10 protein-coding genes and 1 pseudogene are annotated in these 11,650 nt (G+C 64.6%); 10 read left to right on the top strand and 1 reads right to left on the bottom strand.

The features are described from left to right. Positions 1-40: 40 nt before the first annotated feature. The 7 genes and pseudogenes from AB4Z51_RS09835 (at position 41) to AB4Z51_RS09865 (ending at position 6,929) form a co-directional block, all read left to right on the top strand. Positions 41-1,036, top strand: coding sequence for a PhoH family protein (locus AB4Z51_RS09835; protein WP_063980131.1), 996 nt, complete (start codon positions 41-43; stop codon positions 1,034-1,036). An 83-nt stretch (positions 1,037-1,119) separates the two neighbouring features. Continuing rightward, a complete protein-coding gene (ybeY, locus tag AB4Z51_RS09840) occupies positions 1,120-1,608 on the top strand; it encodes an rRNA maturation RNase YbeY (protein ID WP_441497350.1) in 489 nt (162 codons plus the stop codon). Between the two features lies 1 nt (position 1,609). Further along, complete coding sequence (locus tag AB4Z51_RS09845) at positions 1,610-2,728, top strand: hemolysin family protein (protein ID WP_063980132.1); 1,119 nt, start codon at positions 1,610-1,612, stop codon at positions 2,726-2,728. Next, the gene (gene lnt, locus AB4Z51_RS09850) at positions 2,725-4,338 is read left to right on the top strand and encodes an apolipoprotein N-acyltransferase (protein WP_135214074.1); all 1,614 of its coding nucleotides are present in this window, start codon (positions 2,725-2,727) and stop codon (positions 4,336-4,338) included. Before AB4Z51_RS09845 ends, lnt begins: the two co-directional genes overlap by 4 nt. 219 nt (positions 4,339-4,557) lie before the next feature. Continuing rightward, a complete protein-coding gene (locus AB4Z51_RS09855) occupies positions 4,558-4,971 on the top strand; it encodes a helix-turn-helix domain-containing protein (protein WP_008131807.1) in 414 nt (137 codons plus the stop codon). A gap of 86 nt (positions 4,972-5,057) precedes the next feature. Further along, positions 5,058-6,222 (top strand): annotated as a pseudogene (locus AB4Z51_RS09860) (M20 family metallopeptidase). Next, positions 6,219-6,929, top strand: a complete 711-nt coding sequence (locus tag AB4Z51_RS09865) for a tRNA (guanine(46)-N(7))-methyltransferase TrmB (protein WP_441497351.1) — start codon at positions 6,219-6,221, stop codon at positions 6,927-6,929. The pseudogene AB4Z51_RS09860 and the gene AB4Z51_RS09865 overlap by 4 nt, the downstream one beginning before the upstream one ends. Positions 6,930-7,063: 134 nt before the next feature. Here the strand turns inward: AB4Z51_RS09865 and AB4Z51_RS09870 are convergent, their stop codons facing one another. Continuing rightward, a complete protein-coding gene (locus tag AB4Z51_RS09870; RefSeq protein WP_135214071.1) occupies positions 7,064-8,146 on the bottom strand; it encodes a DUF2336 domain-containing protein in 1,083 nt (360 codons plus the stop codon). Between the two features lie 384 nt (positions 8,147-8,530). Between AB4Z51_RS09870 and rimP the strand changes: the two genes are divergently transcribed. Genes rimP through AB4Z51_RS09885 form a run of 3 tightly spaced genes read left to right on the top strand, consistent with a single transcriptional unit; the run spans position 8,531 to position 11,609 of the window. Beyond that, the gene (rimP, locus tag AB4Z51_RS09875; protein WP_063980137.1) at positions 8,531-9,289 is read left to right on the top strand and encodes a ribosome maturation factor RimP; all 759 of its coding nucleotides are present in this window, start codon (positions 8,531-8,533) and stop codon (positions 9,287-9,289) included. A 2-nt stretch (positions 9,290-9,291) separates the two neighbouring features. Then, on the top strand, positions 9,292-10,902 hold the full coding sequence (gene nusA / locus AB4Z51_RS09880; RefSeq protein ID WP_028150578.1) for a transcription termination factor NusA: 1,611 nt from the start codon (positions 9,292-9,294) through the stop codon (positions 10,900-10,902). 23 nt (positions 10,903-10,925) lie between these two features. After that, on the top strand, positions 10,926-11,609 hold the full coding sequence (locus tag AB4Z51_RS09885) for an RNA-binding protein (protein ID WP_071908928.1): 684 nt from the start codon (positions 10,926-10,928) through the stop codon (positions 11,607-11,609). Positions 11,610-11,650 lie beyond the last annotated feature (41 nt).

The following is an 11,650-nucleotide window of genomic DNA, read 5'->3' on the forward strand; positions in this document are numbered from 1 at the left end:
TTCGTCTTCGTTCGCTCCCAGCCGCAAATTTGACCGCGACATGCAAGTTCCGCCCGAGACCCAGGTCGTCATCGACTTCGACGACAACCGCGCCGCATCCGCGCTGGTCGGCCCCTACGGCCAGCATCTCGCTCAGATCGAGCGGCGGCTCGGCGTCGTGGTCGACTCCAAGGGCAACCACATCACCATCGGCGGCACGCGTGACGGCTGCGACGCCGCGCGCCGCGTGCTGGAGACACTCTACGCGCAGGCCGTGAAGGGGCAGGATCTCGACCAGGGCGAAGTCGAAGGCGCGATCCGCGCCGTGATCGCACAGGGCTCGCTGTTCGAATTCGACGCCAAATCGGCCAAATCCACCTTCGACAGCATCAATTTGCGCAAGCGCCCGGTGCGCGCACGCACCGCCGCGCAGGATTCCTACATCCGCGCGCTGAAGCGCCACGAGCTGGTGTTCGGCATCGGCCCCGCCGGCACCGGCAAGACCTGGCTCGCGGTCGCGCATGCCGCGCAGCTGTTCGAGCGCAAGGAAGTCGACAAGATCATCCTGTCGCGTCCGGCGGTCGAGGCCGGCGAGCGGCTTGGCTTTTTGCCCGGCGATCTCCGCGAGAAGGTCGATCCGTATCTCCGTCCGATCTACGACGCGCTTTACGACCTCATGGACGCGCGCATCGTCGAGCGGGCGCTCCAGACCGGCGAGATCGAGATCGCGCCGCTCGCCTTCATGCGCGGCCGCACGCTGACCAACGCCGCGATCATCCTGGACGAGGCGCAGAACACTACGTCGATGCAGATGAAGATGTTCTTGACCCGTCTCGGCGAGAACAGCCGCATGATCGTGACCGGCGATCCCTCGCAGATCGACCTGCCGAACGGCCAGACTTCGGGCCTTGCGGAAGCGACGCGCCTGCTGGGCGGCGTCGAAGGTATTGCACAAGTTCATTTCAAAGCCGAGGACGTGATCCGCCACGAGCTCGTGGCACGAATCGTCTCTGCCTATGAGGGGCAGCCGCAGCGGCCGGCCGCCGGTAAATCCTGACGAGACAACAGCCGGACCATATGGGCGCGGACGCAGGCGCCTTTTCGTTCCGAACAAAGACAATGTCACATCCAAACCTTCCCATGACCGAGGTCCTCGTCGTTGCCGATTGCTGGCAGCGCGAGCCCGATTCCGAAGCGGTGATCCAGCGTGCGGTGGCGGCCGCCGCCGAGAGTGTCGACGAGGACGTTGCCGACGCCGAAGTGGCCGTGATGCTGACCGATGATGCCGGCATCCGCACGCTCAACAGCAACTGGCGCGGCATCGACAAGCCGACCAACGTGCTGTCGTTCCCCGCGCTCCAGCCGGAGGGCGAGTGGAAGGAAGGCGATGCGCCGCGCATGCTCGGCGACATCGCGATCGCCTACGAGACCATGCGGCGCGAGGCGGACGAGGAACAGAAGCCGTTCGATCATCATTTGAGCCATCTCGCCGTGCATGGTTTCCTGCACCTGGTCGGCTACGACCACGGGAACGATGGCGACGCGGAGGAGATGGAAGCGCTCGAACGAGAGATCCTGTCTCATCTCGGCATACCCGATCCCTATGCAGACCGCCCGGGGACGCATTGAGATGCCCGATTCCGACCCTATTCACGACAATCCGCGCAATACCGCCAATTTGCCGGTCGTGGTGACATCAGGCGAGGTGATGCGGCCGACCGCGGAAGGCTGGCTGCTGCGTGCCATTCGCACCCTGTTCGGCTGGAAGGCGGGATCGGTGCGCGACGATCTCCAGGTCGTGCTCGATGCCACGACGCCCGACGACACCGGCTTCTCGACCGTCGAGCGCACCATGTTGCGCAACATCCTCGGTCTGCACGAGCGCCGCATCGCCGACGTCATGGTGCATCGTGCCGACATCATCGCGGTGAAGCGCGACATCCCGCTCGGCGAGTTGATGGACCGCTTCGAGAGCGCCGGTCATTCGCGCCTCGTCGTCTACAACGAGACGCTGGACGACCCCGTCGGCATCGTCCACATCCGTGATCTGCTCGCTTTCATGACCGCGCGCGCACGGGTGTCCGAGGCCACGAAAACCAAGCGCAAGAAGCCGCTGCCGGCCGGCCTCGACCTGCGTACGGTCGACCTGGCGTTACCGCTGCAGGATGCGCGCATCATCCGCAAGCTGCTCTACGTGCCGCCGTCAATGCGGGCGATCGACCTGCTGGCGCAGATGCAGGCCACGCGCATTCATCTGGCGCTGGTGGTCGACGAATATGGCGGCAGCGACGGACTGGTTTCGCTCGAGGACATCGTCGAGCAGATCGTCGGCGAGATCGACGACGAGCATGACAGCGACGAGCCGCCCTCGATCGTGCGCCTGCCCGACAACGCCTTCATTGCAGACGCCCGCGCCAGCCTCGACGACGTCCGCACGGTGATCGGCGAGGATTTCGTCACCGGCGAGGCGGGTGAGGAAGTCGAGACGCTCGGCGGCTATCTCGTCAGCTTCGTCGGGCGCCTGCCGGTGCGCGGCGAGGTGATCTCCGGCCCCGGCCATTACGAGATCGAGGTGCTCGATGCCGATCCGCGCCGCGTCAAGCGGCTGCGCATCTCGACACGGAAGGAGCGTCCTGCGCCGCGTACCCAGCGCGAGAGCCGCCGCCGCGAAGCCACGCCGGAGAGCGGCCAACCGCCTTCCAGCGACACGCCCGTCCCGCCGCCAAGCGACGGGACCGGTTCGCAGTGAGCCCGTTCCAGCGGTTTCGGCAGATTGCGCTTGCCATCATCCTCACCTGGGGATGGAAGCGTGCGCTCATCGCGATGGGATGCGGTGCGCTGTCGGTGCTGGCGCTGGCGCCATTCAATGTCTTTCCGGTGCTGTTCATCACCTTCCCGGTGCTGGTCTGGCTGATCGACGGCGCGGGCGCCGGACGATATCGCGGCGTCCCCGCCGCGGCACTGACGGGCTATTGGTTCGGGCTCGGCTATTTCGTCCCCGGCCTCTACTGGATCGGCTACGCCTTCTTCGTCGACGCCGATGTGTTCGCGTGGCTGACACCGTTCGCCGTGCTTGGCTTGCCGGCCTATCTCTCCATCTTCACTGCGATCGGATTCGCGCTGGCCCGCCTGCTCTGGACCAAGGATGCCACGCGCATCCTCGCGCTGGCCGCAAGCCTCACCATCGCCGAATGGCTGCGCGGTCACGCATTGACCGGCTTCCCCTGGAACGCGTTCGGCTATGCCCTGTCCGAGCCGCTGCCGCTGGCGCAGACGGCGTCGCTGATTGGCCTGTGGGGCATGACATTCCTTAGCATCGCGATCTTCGCAAGCCCCGCGGCTCTGATCGACCGTACTCCCGATCGCCGCCCGGCATGGCGCGCGCCGGCGGCTGCGATTGCTCTTCTGATTGTCATGAGCATCTTCGGCGCGATCCGGCTGTCGCTGCATCCGACCACGATGGTCGCGGGCGCGAAGCTGCGCCTGATGCAGCCGGACCTCCAGCAGGACGCGAAATTCAACTACGCCGCCAAGGCGGAGGTGATGAAGAAATATCTGGCGCTGTCGGACCGCGCCTCGGGGCCGCAATCCACCGGCGTGCGCGATGCCACCATCCTGATCTGGCCGGAATCCGCCTTTCCGTTCTTCCTGACCCGCGAAGCCGACGCGATGGCGCAAATCGCCGAGCTGCTGCCGAAGGGCACGGTGCTGATTACTGGCTCGGTCCGCGCCCCCGACCTGCCGCGGGGCACGCCGATCACGCGCGCCTATAATTCGATCTACGTGATCGATCACGACGGCAGCGTGCTCTCGGTCTACGACAAGCTGCACCTCGTGCCGTTCGGCGAATTCCTGCCCTACCAGGACCTGATGGAGAAGCTCGGCTTCGAGCAACTCACGCGCGTGCGCGGCGGATTCATTCCGGGCAGCGTGCGACATGCGCTATCGGTGCCCGGCGCGCCGCCCGCGCTGCCGCTGATATGTTACGAAGCAATTTTTCCAGGCGAGGTCGCCGGCCGCAATGAGCGTCCGGGCTGGATCGTGAATCTCACCAATGACGGCTGGTTCGGCATATCGACCGGTCCCTATCAGCATCTCGAGCAGGCCCGGATGCGCGCAATCGAGCTCGGATTGCCGCTGGTCCGGTCCGCCAATACCGGCGTGTCAGCGGTGATCGATCCGGTGGGACGAACCGTTGCCAGCCTCGGCCTCGGCGTCGAAGGCATTTTGGATGCAAACCTGCCCGCCGCAATTCCGCCGACCGTCTATGCGCGGGTGGGCGACGTGCCCGCAGCCATGCTCGTTGCGCTGGCCGTGTTTCTGGCGGTCCGCCGACGTGTTGCCAAACGGCACCCCTGATCACGCCTCGCGGCCGCCGCGACCGGAATCCTTTGACAACCGTAGTCCCACGGTTGACAGACTGCACGCGCCCTCCTCATTCTGCACCGGCTGCAAAAGACAGTGGGCGTTGCTAAATTTCTCCGCAATGTTTCCCAATAACAGGGTTTGATTTTGACGCTGCTGGCACCGGAGGCATTCTTGTGATTGCGCCGAAGGTGATGTTTGGAGGCTGAGGAAATGTCGAAAGCGCCCAACCCTGTTGACAAATATGTCGGCAGCCGCGTGCGTATGCGCCGCATCATGTTGGGCATGAGCCAGGAAAAGCTCGGTGAAGCTTTGGGCCTGACTTTCCAGCAGATCCAGAAGTACGAGAAGGGCACGAATCGCGTCGGCGCGAGCCGCATCCAGCAGATCGCCGAGATTCTGCAGGTGCCGGTGTCGTTCCTGTTCGAGGGCGGACCGAGCGGCGTGGCCGGCCCGGACGGCTTCGCCGAAGGCGCCTCGCCTTCCTATGTCTCGGACTTCCTCGCGACCTCCGAAGGTCTCGCTCTGACCAAGGCGTTCACCCGAATCACTGATTCGAAGATGCGCCGCTCGATCGTCGATCTTGTCGAGCAGATCGCCGCCCGCGAAGGTCCCGACAAACGCTGACGCGACGGCTCAATCCGATTTGAGACTGCGTCAAATCTGGCCTATGTCGTCATTTGCGGGCGCGTTTTTGGTGCGCGCCCTCTTCGATGATGCGGTTCAAAGGCACAGATGCGTTCATGACCAAGTCCAATTGGTTCGATTCACAAACTATTCTCGATGGCATCCGTCGCTGGGTGGAGATCGAGACGCCGACGGACACACCTGAACAGGTCAACAAGCTGATCTCCGTGGTCGCGGAGCAATACCGCGATCTGCCGGTTACGCTCGAGCGCGTCGCCGGCGTCGATGGCTGCGGCGATCATCTCGCTGCACGCTCGACCTGGGGCCAGGACCGGCCGGGCATTTTGGTGCTGAGCCACCTCGATACCGTTCACCCGATGGGATTCATCGAGCGCCTGCCGTTCAAGGTCGAAGGCGACAGCGCGTTCGGTCCCGGCATCTACGACATGAAGGGCGGCGCCTATATCGCCCATCACGCCTTTCGCGCGCTCTGCGCCGCCGGCGACCGCTCGCCGCTCGCCGCTCGGCATCACCCATTTGTTCACCTCCGACGAGGAGATCGGCAGCCCGACCTCGCGCGCGCTGATCGAGGCGGAAGGGCGCAAGGCCAAATACGTGCTTGTGACGGAGCCCGCGCGCGACGGCGGCAAGATCGTCACCGGACGCAAGGGCGTCGGACGATTCGAAGTATTCATCAAGGGTGTGCCCGCACATGCCGGCACGAGGCCCCAGGATGGCCGCAGCGCGATCCGCGAGCTTGCCAACGTCATCCTGGCGCTGGAAGCGATGAATGATCTGGCACGCGGCGTTACGGTGAATGTCGGCGTGGCGCGCGGCGGCACGCGCCCCAACGTCACGCCGGAGGAGGCCTTTGCCGAAGTCGACCTGCGCGTGCCGAGCTTTGCCGACGCGGAAGAGTTCGTCGGCAAGATCCTCGGGCTGACATCGAAGACGGATGGCGTCACCGTCAAGGTCACGGGCGGGCTCAACCGTCCACCTTATGAGAAGAGCAATGCAGGCGCCTCGCTGTACGAACACGCGAAGTCGCTTGCCACCGAGATCGGCTTCGAGCTGATCGACACTCACACCGGCGGCGGCTCGGATGGCAATTTCACCGCCGCCCACACCGCAACGCTCGATGGACTCGGCGTCGACGGCAAGGGCGCACACACCCATTATGAGCAGATCTACCTCTCGTCGCTCGAACCGCGCGCGCGGCTGCTCCATCGCCTGTACCAGACGCTGCGATGAGCGAACGAAAATCAGATCCCGATCGCGATGATAGCGAGCGCGCCTTCTTCGGGCGCCGCAAGGGCCACAAGCTCAGGCAGCACCAGGCCGAGCTGATCGATCATCTACTGCCGCATCTTTCACTCGACATCGAGGGCGAGAAGCCGGCGAATGCCAATGAGATCTTCGATTCCGCGGCCGACGATGTGCGGCTTGAGATCGGATTCGGCGGCGGCGAGCATCTTGCGGCCGAGGCCCAGAACTTCGCCACGACCGGCTTCATCGGCTGCGAGCCCTATGTCAACGGCATGGCAAAGATCCTCGCGCAGATCGAGGCCGCCAACATCGGCAACATCCGTCTGTTCGCAGGCGATGCCGCCGAGCTGCTGGCCTGGCTGCCGCAGGCATCGCTGTCGCGGATCGACCTGATCCATCCCGATCCCTGGCCGAAGCGGCGGCACTGGAAGCGGCGCTTCGTCCAGGACCGCACCATCGCCGCGATGGCACGCGTGCTGAAGGCGGGTGGCGAATTCCGTTTCGTCTGCGATATCGACGATTACTGCGCGTGGACGCTGATGCATCTGTYGCGGTCGACGGATTTTCAGTGGCTCGCCGAATGCGCCGATGATTTCCGTCGGCCATGGGACGGCTACACCATGACGCGCTACGGCAGGAAGGCCACGCGCGAAGGGCGCAAGACCACGTATCTGCGGTTCAGGCGCGCATAGATTCTTCGCGCGATCCATCGATAATCGTCATGCCGGGGCTTGTCCCGGGCATCCACGTACTTTCCTTCTGTGGGCAGCAAGAACGTGGATGGCCGGGACAAGCCCGGCCATGACGACGAAGATCCGTACTTTGATTAGATCGTCTGGCGGTTGCGCCAGAATTTCACGACGCGCTCGGCCGTTGACGGCATCAGGCGCGTGAAGTTCACGCGCGCCTGCTCGAGATCGGCATCGGCCGGCGTGCGATGCGGGCCGTACCACATCAGGATCAGCGCGCGCACCGTGGGCCAGCCGAGATTGAGCACGCGCCCCAGAATGAGAATCGGATCGTAGCGGTCGCCCGCGACCAGGCGATCGAGGATCGAGAGGCGGACACCGGACATCGCCGCGAGCGAGGCGATCGATTCCTCGTATTTGAGCGCCTTGGCGAAGCCGAGCAGCGCGCTCTCGCCGAGATGACCCTCGCGATGCAAGGTCAGCACCGTGCGCTGTGCATCCGAGAAATCGCGGCGCGGCCCCGGCGGCAGCGCGGCCTCCTCGATCGCCGCCATGGCGCGCTTGATCTCGACCTGGCGCACGGGATTGACCACGCTCGAGAGGCGGCGGCGGATGACGTCGAGCGTGCCGTCGAGCAGCTGTTTCAGGTGCTCGCCCGAGAGATCGTTGCGCTGGCCGATCTTGAGCGTCAGCACGCCGTCCTGCGACGCACGCTTGATCAGCTCGGAATAGCTGCCTTGCGAGAACTCCGCGCCGGCATTGCCCGCGGCGCGACGCACCACGTCGCGATCGCCGCGCTCGACCAGCACGTCGGTGATGGCGGCCGACAGTGCGGGGCGCTCGGTCATCGCTAGCAGATGGCCCTGACCCTTCAGCCGCGCGATCTCGACGAGAGCGGCGTCGTCGAGCACCGGCGAGCGGCGCAGCACAGGACCCGCCACCATGATCTCGTTTTCGCGCGCGAGCTGGCTCACCAGATGCGGCGGCGCATTGTTCAGGCGCGAGAAACGCTCGGCGAGGTCGACGCGCGAGGCAAGCTCGGCATGCGGAACGAGATCGATCAGCAGATTGTCGAAGAGATCGACGAGATCAGGACGGAGCTTCTCGGCGTCCTGGAAGAACAGTTGGGCGATGGCGCGCGCGATCTCGCCGCGACGCCGGGGGTCGCCGCGTTTGACGATCTCGTCCAGTCCGGGAATGAGCGACGTGGCAGCGGTCATGAAAACGCAACTCGTACAGGGCACGCCGCGGGTGCGCCCTTGGTCCAAGTCGCCCCACAATCAGGGAATTTAGGCCTGCTAGATGAAGGAAGCGTTGCGCGGGGGGCCACAGGCCGGGCGCAAAAAGCCTCGTCTTTCCCGCGATGGRCCTTGTCCGGGAGGACGGAAAGGGCTATATCAGCGCCAATTCATCTTCTCATACGATCCGCGTAGTGAGAGTGGGCCCGAAAGGACCCGCTCTTTTTTATTACCTGAACGCGGCTTGGTGGAAGATATGCGACCCGGCGAGCTGCCGGGATAAAGAGTTCCGAAACAGGCTCTGCAGATCCTAACCTGTTCAAGTCCTTAACCAAGCCTTAACCATCGAGCGCCTTGACCCCTGATATGACCGAACCGAACACTGGTTCCACGGATGCCGAGTTGCTGGCCGAGCCGAGGCTCGTGGTCGAGCCGGGCGTGGCGGCACGTGTGTCTGCGGTCGCAGGTCCGGTGCTCGAGGGCATGGGCTACCGCCTGGTGCGGATCCGCATCTCCGGCGAGGCCGGCTGCACCGTGCAGATCATGGCCGAGCGGCCGGACGGCTCGATGCAGCTCGAGGATTGCGAAGCGATCTCGCGGGCGCTGTCGCCCGTGCTCGACGTCGCGGACCCCATCGACCGCGCTTATCGGCTGGAAATCTCCTCGCCGGGGATCGACCGTCCGCTGGTGCGCCGCTCGGATTTCGAGCGCTATTCCGGCTATCTGGTGAAGATCGACATGGCGGTCGCCCATGAGGGGCGGAAGCGGTTCCGTGGCATGCTTGGTGCCGTCGAAGGCGACCGCGTGCACCTGCATCGCGACGACGTCAAGGCGAACGATAATCCCGACGTTCTCCTGACGATGGAAGACATCGGTGAGGCACGCTTGGTGCTGACCGACGAGCTGATCGCGGAATCCATGCGCCGCGGCAAGGCCGAGGAGCGCCAGATGCGCCGCGATCTCGGCATCGAGCCGCCGGCTGCACCGCACGCGGAAATCAGTGCGAAGATCACCAAGAACACCAAGCCGCAAAAAAAGAAGCCGGCACCGACCAATACGAAGAAGCACCGCCTGGCCGCCGAACGCGCGCGGCGGGGCGAGATCGAGCCTGACGAAGGAGACTAGCCATGGCAGTCAGCGCCAATCGACTTGAATTGCTCCAGATCGCCGATGCCGTCGCGCGCGAGAAATCGATCGACCGCGGCATCGTCATCGCGGCGATGGAAGACGCCATCGCCAAGGCGGCACGGGCACGTTACGGCAGTGAGACTGACGTTCATGCCGAGATCGACCCGAAGAAGGGCGAGCTGCGGCTGTCGCGCCACATGCTGGTGGTCGAGAAGGTCGAAAATCATTCCAACCAGATCTCGCTGGTGGATGCGCAGCGCGCCAATCCCGGCGCCCAGGTCGGTGACACCATCGCCGATACGCTGCCGCCGCTGGAATATGGCCGCATCGCCGCGCAATCGGCCAAGCAGGTGATCGTGCAGAAGGTGCGCGAGGCCGAGCGCGACCGCCAATATCAGGAATTCAAGGACCGCATCGGCGACATCGTCAACGGCGTCGTCAAGCGCGTCGAATATGGCAGCGTGATCGTCGACCTCGGCCGCGGTGAAGCCATCATCCGCCGCGACGAGATGCTGCCGCGCGAAGTGTTCCGCAACGGCGACCGCGTCCGCGCCTACATCTTCGACGTCCGCCGCGAGACCCGCGGCCCGCAGATCTTCCTCTCCCGCACCCATCCGCAGTTCATGGCGAAGCTGTTCGCGCAGGAAGTGCCTGAGATCTATGACGGCATCGTCGAGATCAAGGCGGTGGCCCGCGATCCCGGCTCGCGCGCGAAAATCGGCGTGATTTCCCGCGATTCCTCGGTCGATCCCGTCGGCGCCTGCGTCGGCATGCGCGGCTCRCGCGTGCAGGCGGTGGTGAACGAGCTGCAGGGCGAGAAGATCGACATCATCCCGTGGTCGCCCGACATCGCGACCTTCGTGGTCAACGCGCTGGCGCCGGCCGAAGTCTCCAAGGTCGTCATCGACGAAGACCGCGAGCGCATCGAGGTCGTCGTGCCCGACACCAACAACCAGCTCTCGCTGGCGATCGGCCGCCGCGGCCAGAACGTGCGTCTGGCCTCGCAGCTCACCGGCTGGGACATCGATATCCTGACCGAGCAGGAGGAATCGGAGCGCCGCCAGGCCGACTTCGAGAACTCCACCCGCGTCTTCATGGAATCGCTCAACGTCGACGAGGTGGTCGGCCAGCTGCTGGCGTCCGAAGGCTTCACCTCGGTCGAGGAACTCGCGATGGTGGACCTCAAGGAACTCGCCGGCATCGAAGGCTTCGACGAGGAGACCGCGCAAGAGCTCCAGAACCGTGCCCGCGAATATCTCGAGCAGCAGGAGGCCGAGATCGAGGCCAAGCGCAAGGAGCTCGGTGTCGAGGACGCCGTCAAGGACGTGCCGGGCGTCACCTCCAAGATGCTGGTGAAATTCGGCGAGAACGACATCAAGACCGTCGAAGACCTCGCCGGCTGCGCCACTGACGATCTGGTCGGCTGGACCGAGCGCAAGGAAGGCGGCGAGCAGACCAAATTCCCTGGTGCGCTCGACGGTATCGAGATCTCCCGTGACGATGCCGAAGCCATGATCATGCAGGCCCGCGTCAAGGCCGGCTGGATCACCGAAGCCGATCTCGCCAAGCCCGCCGAAGAGGCCGAGGCGACCGAAGATCAGCCGGCTTAAGGACGAAGGAGAATGTCGCCCGGATGCTCGCAGATACTGACCACGATCTCGACCATGGACCGCGGACCGAAAGGTCCGCGACCATGCGGATGTGCGCGGTCAGTCGCGAGGTCCGGCCGATCGACGAGCTGATCCGCTTCGTCATTTCGCCGCAAGGCGACATAGTTCCCGATCTCAAGCGCAAGCTGCCCGGACGCGGCATGTGGGTCACCGCCTCGCGCGAGGTGGTTGCGGAAGCCGTGCGGCGTCACCAATTTAGCAAAGCCTTCAAGCGCGAGCTGCGCACTCCCCAGACGCTTCCCGCCGACATCGAGGCGCTCCTGGTTCGGAGCGTGACGGAAGCCCTTGGGATTGCCGCCAAGGCGGGCCAGATTGTGGCCGGCTTCGGCAAGGTCGAAAGCGCCCTGCGGGAAGGCACGGCCGAGGTCCTGATCCATGCCAGCGACGGGGCCGCGGACGGAATCCGCAAATTGGACATGCTGGCACGTCAAAATGGCGGGAATCGCGGCGCCAAGCCGCAGATTCCCGTCGTCACTGCGTTGAAATCGATAGAATTGGATTTGGCACTTACCCGGTCAAATGTGATACATGCTGCCCTGCTCGCGGGCCCGGCGAGCAAGTCATTCCTGTCACGTAGCCAGATGCTGGTCCGATACCGGATGGCGGACGATGACAAGACTGCCGAAAAGCCCGGCCAGGATTTCTGAGAGACAACGACGACCCAATAGGACGGTGCGGCAACGCACAA

Source organism: Bradyrhizobium sp. 2TAF36, from assembly GCF_052114925.1.
Taxonomy (GTDB): Bacteria; Pseudomonadota; Alphaproteobacteria; order Rhizobiales; family Xanthobacteraceae; genus Bradyrhizobium; species Bradyrhizobium barranii.

Bases quoted from the DNA above. Each gene is read 5' to 3' on its own strand.
- AB4Z51_RS09835 (WP_063980131.1), top strand. From the start codon at position 41: ATGCAAGTTCCGCCCGAGACCCAGGTCGTCATCGACTTCGACGACAAC.
- ybeY (WP_441497350.1), top strand. From the start codon at position 1,120: ATGACCGAGGTCCTCGTCGTTGCCGATTGCTGGCAGCGCGAGCCCGAT.
- AB4Z51_RS09845 (WP_063980132.1), top strand. From the start codon at position 1,610: ATGCCCGATTCCGACCCTATTCACGACAATCCGCGCAATACCGCCAAT.
- AB4Z51_RS09855 (WP_008131807.1), top strand. From the start codon at position 4,558: ATGTCGAAAGCGCCCAACCCTGTTGACAAATATGTCGGCAGCCGCGTG.
- AB4Z51_RS09870 (WP_135214071.1), bottom strand. From the start codon at position 8,146: ATGACCGCTGCCACGTCGCTCATTCCCGGACTGGACGAGATCGTCAAA.
- rimP (WP_063980137.1), top strand. From the start codon at position 8,531: ATGACCGAACCGAACACTGGTTCCACGGATGCCGAGTTGCTGGCCGAG.
- AB4Z51_RS09885 (WP_071908928.1), top strand. From the start codon at position 10,926: ATGCTCGCAGATACTGACCACGATCTCGACCATGGACCGCGGACCGAA.